Source organism: Blastococcus sp. TF02-8, from assembly GCF_003319175.1.
Lineage (GTDB): Bacteria > Actinomycetota > Actinomycetes > Mycobacteriales > Geodermatophilaceae > Blastococcus.
In genome coordinates, this window is record NZ_QOHK01000005.1 from 287,106 (window position 1) to 305,519 (window position 18,414).

Sequence of the window (18,414 nt, forward strand, 5' to 3'; positions counted from 1 at the left end):
ACCCGGCGGCACCCTGGCCGGTCGGTGTCCCGGTCCTCGCCGGGCGGCGCCTGTCGGGCGCGGCCGACGGAGCACCTGTCCCCCGAGCCCGAGAGCGAGCCCCACGTGACCCTTGCAGCCACGGACTTCTACGCGGCGGCCCTGCAGTCGGCCGGGACGCGCTCGGCGGACGAGACCTGGTTCGTGCACTACGAGAACGGACGCCGCTACCCGCTCGCCGGGGCGCTCGACCGGTGGACCGGGCAGGCGGACGAGGTCGACCTCGGCCTCCTGGCGCGGACGCGCGGCACGATCCTCGACGTCGGGTGCGGCCCGGGCCGGCTGGCCGCCGAGCTCGCCCACCAGGGCCGGCACGCGCTCGGGCTGGACATCTCCCCCACGGCGCTGCGGCTGGCGCGGCGCTCCGGTGCCACCGTGATCCGCCGGTCGGTGTTCGACCCGGTGCACGGCGAGGGCATGTGGGGCACCGTCCTGCTCGCCGACGGCAACGTGGGCATCGGTGGGGACCCGGTGACCCTGCTGCGGCGATGTCGCGAGCTGGTCGCCCCCGGCGGCCGGGTGCTCGTGGAGACGGAGCGGCCCGGCGTCGGCCTCCGGACCACCCGCATCCGCCTGGAGCGCGCCGGCGAGGCCAGCGACTGGTTCGACTGGGCACACGTGGGCTGCGAGCGCATCGCCGACCTCGGAGCCGACGCCGGACTGCACCTCGGCGAGGCCTGGGACCAGTCCGGGCGCTTCTTCGCCGCGCTGCACCGCCCGCACTGACCCCCCGGGGACCCGACCCCGGACACGACGCGGCCCCGGCCACCGGTTCGCACCGGCGGCCGGGGCCGCGTCGTCCTCACCGACCGCACGGAGCGGTCGGCGAGGGTGGTCAGCTGGTGGCGCCCTTCAGCGCCTCCGAGAGAGCCGCCGCCTCGTCGGGCGACAGCTCGACGACCAGTCGACCGCCACCTTCCAGCGGTACGCGCATGACCAGGCCGCGCCCTTCCTTGGTGACCTCGAGGGGACCTTCACCCGTGCGCGGCTTCATGGCCGCCATGCGTGCCTCCTTCGCCAGCCGCGTTCCTGCCTCCTGGACAGGCGCGCGGTGTCCGATGCTGTGAGCTCTGCACCAATGATCCCGTATGAGGGCCATCCGTCCAACAGGAGGCCCGTCAGGGTGACGCGCGGAAGCAGTCGGCGACGTGGTCGTCGACCATCCCGGTGGCCTGCATGAGGGCATAGGCGGTGGTGGGGCCGACGAACACGAAGCCTCGGCGCTTCAGCTCGCGGGCCATCGCGACCGACTCGGGGCTGGTCGCCGGGACGTCGGCGAGCGTGGCCGGGCGGGGCCGCGGGCCGGTCGGCGCGAACGACCAGAGCAGCTCCGAGAGCCCCTCGGGCTGCTCCCCCGCGGCGCGGGCGTTGCCGATCGCGGCCCGGATCTTGGCGCGGTTGCGGACGATGGCCGCGTCGGCCATCAGCCGCTCCTCGTCCTCGGCGGTGAACCGTGCGACGGCGTCGATCGAGAACCCCGCGAACGCTGCCCGGAAGGCCGGCCGCTTGCGCAGGATGGTGATCCACGACAGCCCCGACTGGAACGCCTCGAGCGTGAGCCGCTCGAAGAGCGCGTCGTCCCCGCGCAGCGGGGTGCCCCACTCCTCGTCGTGGTACCTGACGTACTCCGCCGTGCTGGTCGCCCAGCCGCACCGCGATCGCTCCCCGTCCACGAGCGGCACGCTAACCCGCGGCTCCGACGCCTCACCCCAGCGGTGAGGAGGCCACCCCGGTGCCCAGGTCCTTCAGGTAGAGGTCGCGGAGCCGGTTCGTGTCGGCCGAGACCAGGGCCTGCGAGGTGGTGACGACGACGCGGTCACCGGTGAGCGCGGTCAGCCGGCCGTACTCGGACGGCGCCACCGATCCCACCGGCCCGGTGGTCGGCCGGCCGTCGGCGTCCGCGGTGACCAGCACCAGCGGCCCGACGGCGTTCCCGGCGAGGTCGCGACGGTAGTGGTCGGTGTGGCCGTTCGTGTCGGCGGCCACGGCAGCGGCGGCGGTCGCGTAGAAGGCGTAGCGGCCGGTGGGGTCCAGCTCGACCTGGTGCTCCCACACGGTCTGCTGGCCGTCCCCGAGGGCGAGCGCCGTCGAGGTCATGAGGTCCACCCGGTAGGCCAGCCCGACCGTGCCGGTGGCGGCAGGGTTGGTGGTGGTGATCCGCGACGAGGTGACCAGGCCGACGTAGCGACCGTCGTCGCTGATCGAGATGTCCCCGGCGTCCCGGTAGACGGGGAACTGCACGGGGCCGCCGCGGGAGGAGACGGTCGAGGCGACGACGAGCTCGCCGGCGCCGGTGCCGGTCAGCGTCTTGCGGTACAGCAGCACCGTGCCGGTCGACGTCGTCGCCGGGAACAGGGCGTAGCGGCCGTCGGGGGTGATCTCCAGCGCGGGGCCGGTCGCCGCCCCGGTCAGGTTCCCGCCGGCCGTCGTCGTCGACACCCGCGTCACCGCACCGCTGGAGAGCCTCTTGGCGAAGAGGTCCACGACGCCGTTCGTGTCGCCGGCAACCAGGTCCGAGCGCGCCGAGTAGAAGAGGACGAGGTCGCCGTCGGCGGAGACGACCACCGGCGCGCTGGTGGCGTAGACCGACGAGCCGGTCTGCAGCACCGCTCCCGCGGTCGTGGAGCTGACCCGGCCGTCGGGCGTCGTGCTCACCAGCGACCAGGCCGAGGTGGCGACGTCGAAGCGGTAGACGTCGGTCACCGTGTTCGTGTCCGCCGGAACCAGCGACGCGGTGGTGGCCAGGACGACGGTGCGGCCGTCGGCGCTGATGGCCGGGGCGCTGCCGTTGGTCGGGTCGCTCGCACCGGTCGCGCTCGGCGGGAGCGGGGCGAGGCGCCGCGACGTGCCCGCCTGGCGGTCGATCAGGTAGAGCTCGTAGGCGGTGTTGGTGTCCGACGCCTCGAGCCGCTCGCGCGTCCCGACGACGACCTTCCGGCCGTCGGCGCTCACGGCGAGGCCGCCGCTCTCCCCCGCGCCCAGCACGGGCACCGGCGGGCTGGCCGGCGTGACCGGCACCTGCGCCGACGGAGCCGAGACGTGCCCGCCGGCGTCGACGGCCACGACCGTGAACCGGTAGGTCGTCCCGTTGGCGAGGTCCTTGACGGCGATCCGGTCGGCAGGCGCGGTCGCGCTCGCGACCACCGTCCCGTCCTCGGCGAGCACCCGGTAGCCGACCACGTCGGTGTCGGCGGGCGGGGTCCAGGCGACGACCGCGCGGCGGTCGCCCGGCGTGGCGGTGACGCCGGTCGGCGGCGCCGGAGCCATGTCGCGGGGCGTGGCGGGGACGGCCGCCGAGGAGCCCGATCGATTGCCGTGCGTGTCGACGGCGACCAGCGCGTAGGTGTAGGTCACCCCGACCGTGCGGCCGGTGTCGGTGTAGCCCGTACCGGTCACGGTCGCGATCTCGACGCCGTCGCGCAGCACCCGGTACCCGGCGAGGTCGGGCTCGGGGTTCGCGCTCCAGGAGAGGGTCACCCGGTCCTCCCCCGCGACCGCCGCCAGCCCCGTGGGGCTCGCCGGGGGCGTGGTGTCCGTCGGGCCGGCCGAGGCCGTCGCCGACTGCGGTGAGCGGCTGCCCTGGCTGTCGACGGCGACGAGGGCGTAGGTGTAGCTGACGCCGTCGGCCACGCCGGTGTCGACGTAGCTCGTACCGGTCACCGTCGCGATCTCCACGCCGTCGCGCAGCACCCGGTACCCGGTCACGTCCAGCTCGGGACTCGCGGCCCAGGACAGCGTCACGCGGCCCTCGTCACCCACCGCGGTGAGACCCGTGGGCGGTGCCGGGGGCGCGTTCCTCGGGGTGGCCGAGACGCTGGCCGAGACCGCCGAGCGGTTCCCGTGGGTGTCCACCGCGACGACGCGGAAGGTGTGGGCGACGTCGTCGGCCAGCCCGGTCGCGGTGTAGGTCGTACCGACGACGGTCGCGATCTCCATCCCGTCGCGCAGCACCCGGTACCCGGCGAGGTCCGGCTCGGAGTTGGCCGTCCAGGACAGCCTCACCTGGCGCTCGCCGGCGACGGCCGTGACACCGGTGGGAGCAGCAGGGGCGGTGAGGTCCGTCGGCGTCGCGGCCACCGGGGCCGTCGCCGGGGAGCGGTTGCCGCTGTCGTCGACCGCGACCAGCGCGAAGTCGTAGGTGACGTCGTTGGTCAGGTCCGTCGCGGTGCAGGTGGTGCCGGTGACCATGGCGATCTGCACCCCGTCGCGCAGGACGGCGTAACCGGCCAGGTCGGGCTCGCCGTTCGCCGTCCAGGTGAGGGTGACGCGACCGTCTCCCCGGGTGGCGACCAGGCCGGTCGGTGCGGCCGGCGGTGTCACGTCGCCGACCGAGCGGCCGGGTGGTGAGGCCGCGGAACGGTTCCCGAGCCGGTCCACGGCGGCGAGGGCGTAGGTGCTGGTCCCGGTGCCCTGCGTGTCGGTGAAGGTCGTGCCCGTCACCGTGGCGATCTCCACCCCGTCGCGCAGGACGACGTAACCGGCGAGGTCGGGTTCGGTGTTCGCGTCCCAGGTGAGCACGTTCTCGCCGACGTGCCGGGTGACCAGGAGGCCGGTCGGGACGGCCGGCGGCTGGGAGTCGTCGCGGGTCGCGGTCACCGTGGCCGACCGGGTGGAGCGGTTGCCCCGCTGGTCCACCGCGACCAGCCAGAAGACGGCCCGGCTGTCGTCGGGCAGGCCGGTCACCAGGTACGAGGTGCCGGTGAGCGACGCGACCTGCACGCCGTCGCGGAACAGCAGGTAGCCGGCGAGGTCCGGTTCGGTGTTCGCCGTCCAGCTGAGGTCGAGCTGGCCGTCGCTGCGGATGCCACCGAAGCCGACCGGCACGGCCGGCGGGGTCAGGTCGGTCGGAGTGGCGGTCACGGCTGCCGTCGCCCCGGAGCGGTTCCCGTGGGTGTCCACGGCGACGAGCGAGTAGTCGTAGCTCCGGTCGTTGGTCAGCCCGGAGTCGGTCCACGTCGTCCCGGTCACCGTCGCGACCTCCGTGCCGTCCCGCAGCACGCGGTAGCCGGCCAGGTCGGACTCCCCGTTGGCCCGCCACGTCAGCGCGACCTGGCCGTCGCCGGCCTGCGCGGCGAACCCGGTCGGCGTCGCCGGCGGTCCCAGGTCGGTCGGGGTCGCGAAGACCGAGGACGACGACACCGACACGTTGCCGTGGCCGTCGACCGCCGCCACCGAGTAGCGGTAGGTGGTGTCGTTGGTCAGTCCGGTGTCGACGTAGCTCGTCCCGGTGAGGGTCGCGACGGTCACGCCGTCGCGACGGAGCTGGTAGCGGTCGACGTCCGGCTCGCTGTTCGGCGTCCAGGACAGCGCGACCTGGCCGTCGCCGCGGACGGCGGTCAGCCCGGTCGGGGCCGCCGGCGGCGTGAGGTCGGTCGGCGTGACCGACACCGGCGACGAGGCAGCCGACCGGTTGCCGTGGGTGTCCACGGCCACCACCCGGTAGACGTAGCTCCGGTCGTTGACCAGGCCCGTGTCGAGGTAGGAGGTGCTGGTCGTCGAGGCGATCTCCACGCCGTCGCGCAGCAGCCGGTAGCCGGCGAGGTCGGTCTCGGTGTTGGCGGTCCAGCTCAGCCCGGCCCGACCGTCGCCCCGACCGCCGGTCAGCCCGGTCGGGGCCGCCGGTGGGGTGAGGTCGGTCGGCGTGGCGCTGACGGCGGGGCTGGAGGACACCGACCAGTTGCCCGAGGTGTCGTGCGTCTGGACCGCGTAGGTGTAGGTGACGTCGTTGACCACGGTGGTGTCGATCCAGCTCGCCGTGGCCCGCCCGGCCAGGAGGGCGGTGACCGGCGTGCCGTTCCGCAGGACCCGGTACCCGTTCGCGTCGTAGTCGGCGGCGTTCGCGGTCCAGGACAGCGTCACCCGTCCGTCGCCCCGGGTGGCGGTCACCCCGGTCGGGGCCGTGGGGGGCACGGAGTCCCGGGGCGTGCCCGGCACCGCCGCGCTGGCCGTCTGCCCCTCCGTGGCGAAGCCCCAGACCGACGACCGCGTGGTGACCGTGACGGAGTAGGCCCGGCCGTTGACCAGCCCGGGAAGAGTGGCCGACGTGGTGGTGGGACGGGCCACCTCGGTCCCGTCGAGGTAGACCACGTAGCCGGTGACCGTCGCCTCCGCGGCCGCGGTCCAGGAGACGTTCAGCGCGCGGTCGACCCCGGTCACCGTGACGTTGGTGGGCGGCACCGGGTTGAAGGCGCTGACCGTGCGCAGCTGCGGCTCCGGGAGGCCGGGGTCGGTACCGGGCAGGAGCAGCGTGGCGGCCACGAGGAGGGCCGCGAGACCGCGCAGGGTCCATCGACGGGCACGGGTGTGACCGTCCGACCGCTGCACGTGCCCTCCTCCGCCGCGCGGGGGACCGCTACTGCCACCGCACCCCCTTCTCGGCAGCGCTGGCGCCCTGCTTGAGCCGGACCTGCCCGAACGGGCAACCGGGAGCGGACCCGCCCCGCACGGGCACGGCGTCCACTACGGTCCGCGGCGTGAGCGCCGCGCCGGAGGAGGCCGGCACCCCAGCCCGACCGCACCTCGCCCTCCGGGCGCTCCTCGTCGTGGGTGCGGCGGTCGCACTCCTGCTGGTCGCCGTCGCCGGCCGCTACGGGTACCACCGCGACGAGCTCTACTTCCTGCGTGCCGGGCAGGAGCTCGCGTTCGGGTACGTCGACCAGCCACCGCTCACCCCCCTGGTCGCCCACCTCGTGGACCGGCTGTTCCCCGGCTCGCTCGTGGCGCTCAGGCTGCCCTCGGCGCTGGCGGCAGGCCTCGTCCCGGTGCTCGCCGGGCTGACGGCCCGCGAGTTCGGCGCCGCACCGTCCGCTCAGCTGCTGGCCGCCGGCTGCACGGCGGTCTCGTCGGTCCTGTTGATCACCGGGCACCTGCTGTCCACCACCACCATCGACGTGCTGGTGTGGGCGGCTCTGTCGTGGCTGCTCGTCCGGGCGCTGCGCGACGGCGGGAAGGTGTGGCTGGTCGCCGGGGTCGTTGCCGGCGTCGGACTGCAGAACAAGCTCTCCCCGGCGTTCCTCCTGGCCGGGGTCGTCGCCGGGCTGCTCCTGGTGGGACCGCGCGCGGCGCTGCGCTCCCGGTGGCCCTGGCTGGGCGGCCTCGTCGCACTCCTCCTGTGGTCGCCGAACCTGTGGTGGCAGGCGACCCACGGCTGGCCGCAGCTGGCGCTGGCCGATGCCATCGCCGGCGGCAGCTCCGGGACCAGCGAACCGTGGTACCTCTTCCTCCCGTTCCAGCTGGTCATGGTGAGCCCTGTCCTGGTGCCGGTCTGGGTGGCGGGCGGGTGGCGGCTGCTGCGGGAACCGGCGCTGCGCTCCTGGCGGGCGTTCCCCGTCGCGTACGGCCTGCTGACCGTCGTCTTCCTGCTGACCGGGGGCAAGCCGTACTACCTGGCCGGTCTCTACCCCCTGCTGCTCGCCGCCGGGTCGGGCCCTGCCCTCGATCGGGTGCGTGAGCGCCGGGGTCTGCGTCTGCTGCTGCCGGCGGCCCTCGCCACCTCGCTCCTGGTCAACGGGCTGCTCGCGCTGCCGGTCCTGCCGGTGGCACGGCTCGGTGACACCCCGGTGCCCGACATCAACTACGACGCTGCCGAGACGGTGGGGTGGCCCCGGTTCGCCATGACCGTCGAGCGCGCGAGCTCGGAGCTGCCCGACGGGACGCGCGCCGTCGTGCTCACCGGGAACTACGGGGAGGCCGGCGCCGTCGACCGGTTCGCGCCGTCCCTGGCGCCGGCCTACAGCGGCCACAACGCGTACTGGGACTGGGGTCCTCCACCCGCGGACGTCGACGCCGTGGTCGCGGTCGGCCTGCCGCGTGATCGGCTGGCGCGCTGGTTCGGCGAGGTGCGCGCCGTCGACCGGATCGACGCCGGGGTCGGTCTGGACAACGAGGAACAGGGGACGACGGTGTGGCTGGCCACCGGCCGGACCGTGCCGTGGTCGGAGATCTGGCCGCAGCTGCGGCGGCTGGGCTGACGCCGGGCGGGGGTCCGGCCGGGCGGCTAACGTCCCCGCTCGTGCGTGTCCTCGTCACCGGCGGTGCCGGCTTCATCGGTTCGGCGGTGGTGCGCGCGTTCCTCGGCGCCGGCCACGAGGTGCGGGTGCTGGACGCGCTGCTGCCCGCCGTCCACCCCCGCTACCCGGACGGGCCGCCCGGGCTGGAGGGCGCGGAGCTGCTGGTCGGTGACGTCCGCGACCGGGACACCGTCGACCGCGCGCTGGCCGGGATCGACGCGGTCAGCCACCAGGCGGCCATGGTCGGGCTCGGCGTCGACGTCCAGGACATGCCGGAGTACGCGGGTATCAACGACCTCGGCACCGCGGTGCTGCTCGCGGCGATGGCCCGGGCGGACGTCGACCGGCTGGTGCTGGCCAGCTCGATGGTCGTGTACGGCGAGGGACGTTACGAGTGCCCCGAGCACGGTGCCGTGCCCGCCGCGCCGCGCCGCCGCGCCGACCTCGACGAGGGCCGCTTCGACCCTCCCTGCCCGCACTGCGGACGGCAGCTGACCTGGGGGGAGGTTCTCGAGGAGACCCCGGCGGACCCGCGCAACACCTACGCGGCCACCAAGCTCGCCCAGGAGCACCTGGCCTCGGCGTGGGCCAGGTCGACCGGCGGCGGCGCCGCGGCCCTGCGCTACCACAACGTGTACGGCCCGCAGATGCCCCGCGACACCCCCTACGCCGGCGTCGCCTCGATCTTCCGGAGCGCCCTGGAGTCGGGTCGCGCCCCGCGGGTGTTCGAGGACGGCGGCCAGCAGCGGGACTTCGTGCACGTCTCCGACGTCGCCGCGGCCAACCTGGCCGCCCTGGAGGCCGACCCGCCGGACTCCGCCGTCCGGGCGTACAACGTCGCGTCCGGCAGCCCGCACACCGTGGGCGACATGGCCCGGGCGCTGGCCGACGCCTTCGGCGGGCCCGATCCCGTGGTCACCGGCGAGTACCGCATCGGCGACGTGCGGCACGTCGTCGCCAGCCCGGCGCGGGCGGCCGAGGAGCTCGGCTTCCGGGCCCGCGTCTCCTTCGCCGACGGTATGCGGGAGTTCGCCACCGCCCCCCTGCGTCCCGCTCCGCCCGTCTGAGGTCAGGCGGCGTCGACCGCCGGCACCGGCAGGACCTCGCGGGCGGGGCTGCGCCGGGTGGCCAGGACGCAGCCGAGCAGGACCACCGGCAGGCCGACGGCGAGCCCGAGCGTGAAGGGCTCGTCGAGCAGGACGACCCCCAGCAGCACGGCGACCGCGGGGTTGAGGAACGTGATCACCAGGGCACGCTGCGGGCCGACCTCCCGGATCAGCGCGAAGAACAGCGCCAGCGCCACACCGGTGCAGACGACGCCCAGCACGGCGACCGACAGCAGCGCACGGCCCGACGCCGTCCCGATCTCGTCGGCCCGCGCGAGGGCGAACGGCGTGTAGACGACGGCGGTGAGGAACAGCGCGATCGAGCTGGCCGCGACGCCCGGCACGTCGGGGAGCCGGCGGGAGACGATCATCGGGGCGGTCGCGTAACCGATGACGGTGAGGGCGACCGCCCCCAGCGCCAGCAGGTCCGCCCCGCTGACGTCGAGCCCCAGCAGGACGACGATGCCGGCGAGCCCCAGGAGCATCCCGGCCACCCGCACCGGGGTCAGCCGGTCCTCGTCCCCGGACAGTCGCGCGGCCAGCGCAGCCACGAACGGGACGCCGGCCACCAGCACGCCGGTGAGCGAGCTGGACAGCGAGGTCTCGGCGTAGGAGAGCAGCAGCCACGGGCCGGTCATCTCGAGGACGGTGAACACCAGCAGCGGACGCCAGTGCCGCAGCGCCGGGCGCAGCTGTCCCCGGGCGATCGTCCACGGCAGGAGCAGCGCCGCCCCGATCACGCACCGGCCGAAGACCACCACGACCGGCGAGAGCTCACCGACGGCCACCTTGATGAGCAGGTAGGGGACGCCCCAGACGAGCGCCATCGTCAGGAACAGGACCCAGCCCCGGCGGCTCACCGCCGCCACCCGCACGCATGCACCCGGTCAGTCTGCCGGGGTGCCGCCCGGCGACCGGAGGGGGTTCACCACTCGGTGCGGATCGTCACCTCGACGACGACCGCGGTGACGACCGAGGCCAGCAGCCAGAACCGGCGCTGCCGCTCCGGCAGGAACACCGCCGCGGCGGGGAGCCAGACGGTGAACGGCAGCCAGATCCGCTCCGTCTCCCCGCGCACCAGCCCGGTGAGGTCGCTGACCAGCAGCGCCCCCAGGACGACGACGGGCAGCAGCGACAGCCGGATCCGTCGCAGGCCGGCCAGGCCGCCGATCGCCGCCGGCCCCGCCGCGACGGCGGCAGCCGCGACGTTCGCCACGGCGAAGTAGGCGAAGGGCCGGTCGGCATAGGAGGGACCCGACCGCACCCGGTCCGCCGTCACCGAGAGCCCCTCGAACCACGAGTAGCCGCCGAGGGCGAAGGGCAGCGCGACCACGACGAGCCCGGCCGCCGCCAGGACCAGGACCCGGAGCACGCCGGGGTTGCCCAGCCGCCGGCGCTGGGCGAGGACCACGGCCAGGGCCAGCAGCCCCAGCGACGTGATGCCGAAGGACAGGTGCAGTGCGAGTCCGAGCAGCGCTCCTCCGGCGACCGCCCGCCGGTCGGCTCCCGGTCCCCCGGCGCGGGCAGCGGCGGAGGCGAGCAGCGCGATGCCGGCGGTCGTGACGCCGGCGAACAGCGCGTCGGCGCTGGTCGCGATCCACAGGGCGGTCGGCGCCAGGACGACGAACGGCGCGGCGACCCGGGCGGTCCCCTCGTCGGCCAGGGCCCGCACGGTGACCAGGACCGCGGGGGCGGCGAGGGCACCGCCGGCGACGCACAGGGCCGCCGCCCAGCCGAGGCCGTGGAGCCCGATCCGGTCCAGGGCCACGAAGGCCAGCAGCGCCGCCGGCGGGTGCCCGGAGACGTGGGTGGTCCAGGCGTCCGCGGAGTCGGCGGGCACGAAGTCGTTGAAGGTCGACAGGAACGGCCCGAGCGCACCGACGCGCCCGACGTCGTGCGGGTACTCGTACACGCTCGACAGCGGTTCGGTCAGCCGATGCCGACCACTGGCCAGCGCGAGCGTGACCGCCCAGCCCGCCGAGGCCGGCGCCGAGCCGGCCAGGAGCACCCGCCACGGCAGCGCCCGCGCCAGCGTCGGCCCCCAGAGCACGCCGCCCAGGCCGAGGAGCGCCGGCCACAGCACCCGCGAGGACACGACGACGTCCGGGGTGCCGCGCAGCACGAAGCCCCCGAGGAGGTGGAGCACGACACCGTCGGCGGTCAGCCGGCGGCCCACCTCGACGGTGGCCGCCACCGCGGCGGACACGAGCAGGACCAGGGCCGCCGGTGCCCACCAGCGCGGCTGCCGCACGGACGTCGGGTCGGCGATCGGGCGGCTCATCAGGTCGGACAGTAGGCGGGCCGGGCCGCTGCCGCCCTCCGGCCGCCGGCGGACATCCGGCGGAGGGGGTCGGCACGAACACCGGGCGATGACTGCGAACGGTGGCTACGGTCCGGGAGTGCCCGACGTCGTCCTCCCCTGCCTCGACGAGGCCGGCGCCCTCCCCTGGGTGCTCTCCCGCCTCCCGGACGGCTACCGCGCCGTCGTCGCCGACAACGGGTCCACCGACGGGTCCCCGCAGATCGCCGCGGACCTCGGGGCCACCGTCGTGCACGTCCCCCAGCGCGGCTTCGGCGCCGCCGCCCACGCCGGGCTGGAGGCGGCCACGGCCGACGTCGTCTGCTTCTGCGACGCCGACGGCTCCATGGACCCCGCCGAGCTGCCCCGCGTGGCCGATCCGGTCCTGGCCGGCGACGCCGACCTCGTGCTCGGCCGGCGCCGGCCGACCGGACGCGGCGCGTGGCCGGCGCACGCCCGGGTGGCCAACGTGGCACTGGGGGTCATGCTGCGGCGGCGGACCGGGCACTCGCTGCACGACCTCGGCCCGATGCGGGCCGCCCGCCGCGAGGCTCTGCTGGGGCTGGGTCTGACCGACCGCCGGTTCGGCTATCCGCTGGAGATGGTCACCCGGGCCTCCGACGCCGGCTGGCGCATCCACGAGGTCGACGTCACCTACTCCCCTCGCGCGGAGGGCACGAGGTCGAAGGTCACCGGAACCGTGCTCGGCACCCTGCGGACCATCCGCGACATGCGGGAGGTGCTCGCCCGATGAGCCGCGCCCAGCTGCTGGTCATCACCAAGGCACCCGTGCCCGGGCGCAGCAAGACCCGGCTGACGCCGCCGTGCACCCCCGAGCAGGCGGCCGCCATCGCCGCGGCCGCCGTCGGCGACACGCTGGACGTCGTGCGCGCGACCCCGGTGGACCGCCGTGTCGTGGCGCTCGACGGCGAGCCGGGCGACCTCGACCTCAGCGGCTGCGTCGTCGTCCCGCAGGTCGAGGGGGATCTCGGCACGCGCCTCGCCGCGGCGTTCGCCGCGGCGATGTCGGGCGCGGACGCCGACCGGCCCACCCTGCTCATCGGGATGGACACGCCCCAGGTCGACGCCGGGCTGCTGACCGAGTGCCTCGACCGGCTGGTGGCCGCCGGGCCCGGGACGGCCGTGCTCGGCGCGGCGCCCGACGGTGGCTGGTGGGCGCTCGGGCTGCACTCCGCGGCCGGGGCGGCCGTGCTGCCCGACGTCCCGATGTCCCGCGACGACACCGCCGAGCGCACCCGGGAGGCGCTCGCCCGCGCCGGGCTCTCGGTCCTCGACCTGCCGGTGCTCACCGACATCGACCACTTCCCCGACGCCGTCTCCGTCGGGGCGCAGTGCCCACCCGGTAGCCGCACCCGCCGCGTGGTCGACCTCGTGGCCGCCGGGATCCCCGGGTGACCAGCCGCGTCGACCGGCTCCTGGGCGCGCGGCTCCCCGATCCACCGGAGAGCCTGCGCCGCGGCCCCTTCCGCGCGGGCGCCTTCTCCAGCCCGCTGCACTCCGACCGGCGCGCGGCCCGGGTCGGGGTCTGGCTCGGCACCGCTTTCCTGGTCTGCTTCCTGACCGGGCTGCTCAGCCATCTGATCCAGCAGCCGCCGTCGTGGTTCCGCCTCCCCGCCTCGCCGGTGTGGGGGTACCGGGTCACCCAGGGGGTGCACGTCGCCGCCGGGATCGCGGCGGTCCCGCTGCTCCTGGTGAAGCTCTGGACGGTCTACCCGCTGCTCTTCGAGTGGCCACCCGCCTCGACGGTCTCCCGCGCGGTCGGCCGGCTGTCCCTGCTGGTCCTCGTGGGCGCCGCCGTCATGCAGCTCGCCACCGGCCTGATCAACATCTCGCAGTGGTATCCCTTCGGCTTCAACTTCACCCGGGGGCACTACTGGACCGGCTGGATCGCCATCGGTGCCGTCGCGGTGCACGTCGGCGCGAAGGCACCGCAGATCCGCCGCGCACTGGCCCGCCACCGCGCCCCGACCGCCGATGCGGGGGACCGTGCGGGGGGCCGTGCGGGGGACGGGGACACCGGGCTCCCCCGGCGCGCCTTCGTGCTCGCCACCGGCCTGGGCGTCACCGCCGTCACGCTGACCACCGTCGGCCAGACCCTCTCCCCGCTCTCGTCGGTGTCCCTGCTCGCCCCCCGGCTGCCCCGCTCCGGCCCCGAGGACCTGCCGGTCAACCAGACCGCCGCGGCGGCCGACGTCGAGCGCAGCGCCACCGATCCCGCCTACCGCCTGGTCGTGGCCGGCCCCAACCGGCTCGAGCTCTCCCTGGCCGATCTCCGGGCCCGTCCGCAGCACCGGCAGTCACTGCCCATCGCCTGCGTCGAGGGCTGGAGCGCCGACGCCACCTGGACCGGGGTCCGGCTGGCCGATCTGCTCGAGGAGGCGGGGCTTCCGGCGGGCACACCCCTCGTGGTCGAGTCGCTGCAGACCGGCGGCCTCTACCGCACCAGCAGGATCGACGAGCCCCACGCCCGCGACCCCCGCACGCTGCTGGCCCTCCAGCTGGAGGGCCGGCCGCTGAGCCTGGACCACGGGTTCCCGGTGCGGCTGATCTCCCCCAACCGCCCCGGTGTGATGCAGACCAAGTGGGTGTCCCTGGTGCGACCGGCATGAGCGACGCGCTGCGGGAGGACCCCTGCGCGACCGACTCCGCAGGGCCCCTGGCCTCGGCGGCACGCCCCTGGTGGCGCTGGCTCTTCCTGCTGCCCGGGTTCGCCGCGGTCGGCTGGGGCGTCGCGGGGCTGCTGGCCGACGACCGGGTCCCGCTGCGTCCCTGGCTGACCTGGGTGGTGGGCAGCGCCCTGGTGCACGACCTGCTGCTGGCGCCCCTGGTCGTCCTGGTCGGCGCGCTGGTGGCCCGCGTCCTGCCGGGAGCGGCCCGCCCGCCGGTCGTCGTCGGCCTCGTCGTCAGCGGCGTGCTGACCCTGGTGGCGCTGCCCTTCCTGCTCGACCTCGGCACCTCGACGGAGCCGGGCTTCCTCCCCCTCGACTACGGCCGGAACCTGCTGCTGCTCGTCGCCGGCATCATGTCGGTCTCGACCGTCTGGGCCGTGATCGCCACCGAGCTGGCCCGGCGCCGTGCGGCTCAGTCCGGATAGCTGCGGGCGAAGGCGGCGAACCGTCGCAGCGACCGGCGGATGCCCAGCAGCGCGAGCGGCTTGACCAGCGCGAAGCCGGCGACCCCGAGGTAGCCGTAGGGGAGGTAGAGCCGCTCGGTCCAGACGAACGTCGAGTGCTCCCCGCGGGGCTCGATCTCGAAGATGCCGGGCCCGCGGATCAGCCGCCCCGTGTGCTGCACCTCCACCAGCCGTGGCGGCTCCCACTTCATGATCACCATCGTGTCGAGCAGGCCGACGTGCCGGCCGCCGGGAAGGGGCAGGCCGGTGCGGGCGGCGAGCCGGCCGCCGAATCCCTGGGCCGGTCCGGCCACCGTGCGGACGTCGGTGGCGAGCATCCACTCGCCCTGCCGGGCCCAGTCGGTGAGGGCCGCCCAGACCCGCTCCGGCGGGGCATCGACGTCGATCCGTTCCACCAGCTCAGGCATCCCTGGCCACCTCCTCGTCGGCGGGCTGCACGCCCGGGTCGGTCGGCCGCTCCGGGTAGGCGCGGGCCTCCAGCTCGCTGCGGAGCGCGCCGATCTCGGTGTCGCGCTCGTCCAGGGCACGGGCGAGCTGGTCGAGCAGCCAGTCCACCTCGACCATGCGGTAGCCGCGAGCGGTCACCGTGATCCGCTGCGCCCGGACGTCCCCGCCGGTGACCGGCCGGTCGGCGGGCAGCTCCACGGGCGAGCGTCCGGCGTCGGCCGGGGGCCGGGTCTCCCCCCGCCCCAGGAGCAGCGACGCCACGAGGAACAGGACGCCACCGACCAGCAGGACGGCGAGGACGAAGACGGCGAAGGCGAGCACGTCAGGCGTCGGACGGACCGGTCGCGGTGGGCGCGCGCGTGCCGCCGCCGACGTCCCCGGCCGCACGGGTGGCCTCCGCCTCCTGGATGACCGCCACGGCTTCGGCCACGTCGTCGGTGACCACGATCAGGTCCAGGTCCCCCGGGCTCACCGTGCCCTCGGCGATCATCCGCTCGCGGATCCAGCCGACCAGGCCCGACCAGAACTCCGTGCCGATGAGGATCACCGGGAACCGGGTGACCTTGCGGGTCTGCACCAGGGTCAGCGCCTCGAACAGCTCGTCCAGCGTGCCGAAGCCGCCGGGCAGGATCACGAACGCCTGGGCGTACTTCACGAACATCGTCTTGCGCACGAAGAAGTAGCGGAACGAGATGCCGACGTCGACCCACTCGTTGAGCTCCTGCTCGAAGGGCAGCTCGATGCCCAGGCCCACCGACATGCCACCGGCCTCGTGCGCGCCGCGGTTCGCCGCCTCCATCGCACCGGGGCCGCCCCCGGTGATGACGGCGTACCCCGCCTCGGCCAGCGCCCGCCCGAGCGCGACGCCGGTGTCGTAGTGCGGGTGCTCGCGCGGTGTGCGGGCGCTGCCGAACACGCTCACGGCCCGCGGCAGCTCAGCGAGCAGCCCGAACCCCTCGACGAACTCCGAGGTGATCCGCATGACGCGCCACGGGTCGGTGTGCACCCAGTCGGCGGGGCCGCGGCGGTCCAGCAGCCGCTGGTCGGTCGTCGTCCCCTGGTTCCTCGGGTCCGGCTCGCCGCCGCGCAGCATGACCGGGCCGCGGTGCCGGGTGGGGCGCGGACGACGCCCGTCGGGCGGTGGGGTGGTCATGCCTCGCTCCTCGTGGTCGGGCCGGACAGGAAGGCGGTCAGCGCGTCGACGGCGGGCTGCAGCCGCTCGACGAGCACGTGCTCCTCGCGCGTGTGGGCCAGCTGCGGGTCGCCGGGGCCGTAGTTGATCGCCGGGATCCCGAAGGCGGCGAACCTGGCCACGTCGGTCCAGCCGAGCTTGGCCCGTGCCGGGCGGCCCACCGCCTCGACGAACGCTGCGGCGGCCGGCTCGCCCAGGCCGGGCAGCGCTCCCCCGGCGTTGTCCACGACGGTCAGCGTGGCACCGGCGGCGATCGCCTCGGCGAACACCTCCCGGACGTGCGCCTCGGCGGCGTCCTCGTCCCGGTCGGGCGCGTAGCGGAAGTTCACCGTCAGCGACGCCTCGTCGGGGATCACGTTGCCGGCCACCCCGCCCGAGATCCCCACGGCGTTGAGACCCTCGCGGTAGCGGCAGCCGTCGATCTCCACCTCGCGGGCGCGGTAGGCCGACAGCGCCGCGAGGGCACCGGCCAGCCCGTGCACCGCGTTCTCCCCCAACCAGCTGCGCGCGCTGTGCGCGCGGACCCCGGTCGTCGACAGCACCGCCCGCAGGGTGCCCTGGCAGCCGGCCTCGATCTCGCCGTCGGTCGGCTCCAGGACGATCGCGAGGTCGCCGTAGAGCCAGCCCCGCCGCTCGCGGGCCACCCGGCCGAGGCCGTTCCGCACCGCCTCGACCTCCTCGTTGTCGTAGAAGACGAACGTGAGGTCGTGGGCGGGCTCCGCACCGGGGACGCCGAACGTCGCGGCCAGCCGGAGCATGACGGCGTCACCGGACTTCATGTCGCTGGCGCCGCAGCCGTAGAGCCGGCCGGCGGCCTCGTCGAGCCTGCTCGGCACGTTGTCGGCGATCGGCACGGTGTCCAGGTGCCCGGCGAGGACCACGCGGGTCGGCCGGTCCAGGTTGGTGCGGGCCAGCACCGCATCGCCGACGCGCTCGACCTCGAGGCCGCCGAGCGCCCGCAGCGCCTCCTCGACCGCGTCGGCCAGGGCCCCCTCGCTCCCCGAGACCGAGGGGGCGTCGACCAGCGCGCCGGTCAGGGAGAGGACGTCGGCGGACAGGTCGAGCTCGGGCGGGGTGCTCACGCCGAGGAAGCCTAAGGGCCGGGGCGCCGACCGGCTGCCGTGGCCGGGGCTGTCGCTGGGTAGCGTCGTCCCCGTGACCGACGCTCCTGACGCCCCCCTCTCGGCATCGGCCGCCGGCCTGGCGACCGTCACCCCGGCAGGCACCGTGCTCGACACCTGGTACCCCGAGCCCCGGCTCGGCGCGCCCGACGGCGCGGCCCCGGGCACCACCCGGCTCGGGGCGCTGGAGCTCTCCGGCGAGCTGGGTCCGGACTACGGCGGCCTCGTGCGCACCGACGAGGCCCGCGGCGTGGAGGTCATCGCCGTCCGCACCGTCATCGCCGACCTCTCCGCACCGCCGGTCGACACCCACGACGTCTGGCTGCGGCTGCACCTCCTCTCGCACCGCCTCGTGAAGCCGCACGGCGTGGACCTGACCGGCATCTTCGGCCTGCTCACCAACGTCGCCTGGACCAGCGCCGGCCCGGTGGAGGCCGCCGGGTTCAGCGCGCACCGGCTGCGTGCCGCCGTCGGCCACCTCACCGTCTTCGGCGTCGACAAGTTCCCGCGGATGGTCGACTACGTCGTCCCGTCCGGAGTCCGCATCGCCGACGGCGACCGGGTGCGCCTGGGCGCCCACCTCGCCGAGGGGACGACGGTCATGCACGAGGGCTTCGTCAACTACAACGCCGGCACGCTCGGTCCGTCGATGGTCGAAGGCCGGATCAGCGCCGGTGTGGTGGTGGGGCCCGACAGCGACATCGGCGGCAGCGCGTCGATCATGGGCACGCTCTCCGGCGGCGGCACCCAGGTCATCTCCATCGGCAGCGGCTGCCTGCTCGGCGCCAACTCCGGCACCGGGATCTCCCTCGGCGACGGCTGCGTCGTCGAGGCCGGCTGCTACGTGACCGCCGGCTCGCGGGTGACCCTCCCCGACGGCTCGGTGGTGAAGGGCAAGGAGCTCTCCGGGCGCTCGGGCCTGCTGTTCCGCCGCAACAGCGTCAGCGGTGCGCTGGAAGCCCTCCCCCGCGAGGGCACGTGGGGCGCGCTGAACGCCGACCTGCACGCCAACTGACGCGTCCCACGGCCCTCGGGTCCGGCCACGAG

The 18,414-nt window shown here is 75.2% G+C and carries 17 protein-coding genes; 8 read left to right on the forward strand and 9 right to left on the reverse strand.

The features are described from left to right. Positions 1–105 precede the first annotated feature (105 nt). Positions 106–765 carry a bifunctional 2-polyprenyl-6-hydroxyphenol methylase/3-demethylubiquinol 3-O-methyltransferase UbiG gene (locus tag DQ237_RS12540; protein WP_113800456.1) on the forward strand — a complete coding sequence of 220 codons (660 nt, stop codon included), beginning with the start codon at positions 106–108 and terminating at the stop codon, positions 763–765. A gap of 109 nt (positions 766–874) precedes the next feature. Here DQ237_RS12540 and DQ237_RS12545 read toward each other — a convergent pair whose 3' ends face one another. The 3 genes from DQ237_RS12545 to DQ237_RS12555 all read right to left on the reverse strand — a co-directional run bounded on the left by DQ237_RS12545 (position 875) and on the right by DQ237_RS12555 (position 6,363). Continuing rightward, a complete protein-coding gene (locus DQ237_RS12545) occupies positions 875–1,042 on the reverse strand; it encodes a DUF3117 domain-containing protein (protein ID WP_012947303.1) in 168 nt (55 codons plus the stop codon). Positions 1,043–1,157: 115 nt separating this feature from the next. Continuing rightward, positions 1,158–1,712 (reverse strand): DNA-3-methyladenine glycosylase I, encoded by a 555-nt coding sequence (locus DQ237_RS12550; protein ID WP_304557917.1) that lies wholly within the window; start codon positions 1,710–1,712, stop codon positions 1,158–1,160. 31 nt (positions 1,713–1,743) lie between these two features. Further along, entirely contained in the window at positions 1,744–6,363 is a 4,620-nt protein-coding gene (locus DQ237_RS12555) for a fibronectin type III domain-containing protein (protein ID WP_113800458.1), read from the reverse strand. Positions 6,364–6,512: 149 nt separating this feature from the next. On the opposite strand from DQ237_RS12555, the gene DQ237_RS12560 reads away from it, so the two are divergent. Together DQ237_RS12560 and DQ237_RS12565 are read left to right on the forward strand one after the other, a co-directional pair. Beyond that, a complete protein-coding gene (locus DQ237_RS12560) occupies positions 6,513–8,009 on the forward strand; it encodes a glycosyltransferase family 39 protein (protein ID WP_113800459.1) in 1,497 nt (498 codons plus the stop codon). Positions 8,010–8,050: 41 nt separating this feature from the next. Then, on the forward strand, positions 8,051–9,115 hold the full coding sequence (locus DQ237_RS12565) for an NAD-dependent epimerase/dehydratase family protein (RefSeq protein WP_113800460.1): 1,065 nt from the start codon (positions 8,051–8,053) through the stop codon (positions 9,113–9,115). A 2-nt stretch (positions 9,116–9,117) separates the two neighbouring features. On the opposite strand, the gene DQ237_RS12570 is transcribed toward DQ237_RS12565, so the two are convergent. Together DQ237_RS12570 and DQ237_RS12575 are read right to left on the reverse strand one after the other, a co-directional pair. Next, entirely contained in the window at positions 9,118–10,014 is an 897-nt protein-coding gene (locus DQ237_RS12570; RefSeq protein WP_113800552.1) for a DMT family transporter, read from the reverse strand. A 65-nt stretch (positions 10,015–10,079) separates the two neighbouring features. Continuing rightward, the gene (locus tag DQ237_RS12575) at positions 10,080–11,435 is read right to left on the reverse strand and encodes a hypothetical protein (protein ID WP_113800461.1); all 1,356 of its coding nucleotides are present in this window, start codon (positions 11,433–11,435) and stop codon (positions 10,080–10,082) included. 118 nt (positions 11,436–11,553) lie between these two features. On the opposite strand from DQ237_RS12575, the gene DQ237_RS12580 reads away from it, so the two are divergent. Genes DQ237_RS12580 through DQ237_RS12595 form a run of 4 tightly spaced genes read left to right on the forward strand, consistent with a single transcriptional unit; the run spans position 11,554 to position 14,568 of the window. After that, the gene (locus DQ237_RS12580; protein ID WP_240619601.1) at positions 11,554–12,207 is read left to right on the forward strand and encodes a glycosyltransferase family 2 protein; all 654 of its coding nucleotides are present in this window, start codon (positions 11,554–11,556) and stop codon (positions 12,205–12,207) included. After that, positions 12,204–12,869: a DUF2064 domain-containing protein gene (locus DQ237_RS12585; RefSeq protein ID WP_113800463.1), complete on the forward strand. Its 666-nt coding sequence runs from the start codon at positions 12,204–12,206 to the stop codon at positions 12,867–12,869. The genes DQ237_RS12580 and DQ237_RS12585 overlap by 4 nt, the downstream gene beginning before the upstream one ends. Next, positions 12,866–14,083, forward strand: coding sequence for a molybdopterin-dependent oxidoreductase (locus DQ237_RS12590; protein ID WP_113800464.1), 1,218 nt, complete (start codon positions 12,866–12,868; stop codon positions 14,081–14,083). Before DQ237_RS12585 ends, DQ237_RS12590 begins: the two co-directional genes overlap by 4 nt. Then, positions 14,080–14,568, forward strand: a complete 489-nt coding sequence (locus DQ237_RS12595) for a hypothetical protein (RefSeq protein ID WP_113800465.1) — start codon at positions 14,080–14,082, stop codon at positions 14,566–14,568. Before DQ237_RS12590 ends, DQ237_RS12595 begins: the two co-directional genes overlap by 4 nt. Here the strand turns inward: DQ237_RS12595 and DQ237_RS12600 are convergent. The 4 genes from DQ237_RS12600 to dapE are packed head-to-tail and all read right to left on the reverse strand — an operon-like array spanning position 14,556 to position 17,328. Beyond that, a complete protein-coding gene (locus DQ237_RS12600) occupies positions 14,556–15,014 on the reverse strand; it encodes an SRPBCC family protein (RefSeq protein ID WP_113800466.1) in 459 nt (152 codons plus the stop codon). The genes DQ237_RS12595 and DQ237_RS12600 overlap by 13 nt on opposite strands. After that, on the reverse strand, positions 15,007–15,375 hold the full coding sequence (locus DQ237_RS12605; RefSeq protein WP_113800467.1) for a DivIVA domain-containing protein: 369 nt from the start codon (positions 15,373–15,375) through the stop codon (positions 15,007–15,009). The genes DQ237_RS12600 and DQ237_RS12605 overlap by 8 nt, the downstream gene beginning before the upstream one ends. 1 nt (position 15,376) lies before the next feature. Beyond that, positions 15,377–16,207 (reverse strand): TIGR00730 family Rossman fold protein, encoded by an 831-nt coding sequence (locus DQ237_RS12610; RefSeq protein ID WP_113800468.1) that lies wholly within the window; start codon positions 16,205–16,207, stop codon positions 15,377–15,379. Further along, on the reverse strand, positions 16,204–17,328 hold the full coding sequence (dapE, locus tag DQ237_RS12615; protein WP_113800469.1) for a succinyl-diaminopimelate desuccinylase: 1,125 nt from the start codon (positions 17,326–17,328) through the stop codon (positions 16,204–16,206). Before dapE ends, DQ237_RS12610 begins: the two co-directional genes overlap by 4 nt. A gap of 73 nt (positions 17,329–17,401) precedes the next feature. Here dapE and dapD point away from each other — a divergent pair, with 73 nt between their 5' ends. Continuing rightward, complete coding sequence (gene dapD / locus DQ237_RS12620) at positions 17,402–18,382, forward strand: 2,3,4,5-tetrahydropyridine-2,6-dicarboxylate N-succinyltransferase (RefSeq protein WP_113800470.1); 981 nt, start codon at positions 17,402–17,404, stop codon at positions 18,380–18,382. Positions 18,383–18,414 lie beyond the last annotated feature (32 nt).

What these genes read in the sequence shown, in the direction of transcription:
- DQ237_RS12545 (WP_012947303.1), bottom strand. Translation starts at nt 1,042, where the DNA reads ATGGCGGCCATGAAGCCGCGCACGGGTGAAGGTCCCCTCGAGGTCACC.
- DQ237_RS12575 (WP_113800461.1), bottom strand. Translation starts at nt 11,435, where the DNA reads ATGAGCCGCCCGATCGCCGACCCGACGTCCGTGCGGCAGCCGCGCTGG.
- DQ237_RS12585 (WP_113800463.1), top strand. Translation starts at nt 12,204, where the DNA reads ATGAGCCGCGCCCAGCTGCTGGTCATCACCAAGGCACCCGTGCCCGGG.
- DQ237_RS12595 (WP_113800465.1), top strand. Translation starts at nt 14,080, where the DNA reads ATGAGCGACGCGCTGCGGGAGGACCCCTGCGCGACCGACTCCGCAGGG.
- DQ237_RS12600 (WP_113800466.1), bottom strand. Translation starts at nt 15,014, where the DNA reads ATGCCTGAGCTGGTGGAACGGATCGACGTCGATGCCCCGCCGGAGCGG.
- DQ237_RS12610 (WP_113800468.1), bottom strand. Translation starts at nt 16,207, where the DNA reads ATGACCACCCCACCGCCCGACGGGCGTCGTCCGCGCCCCACCCGGCAC.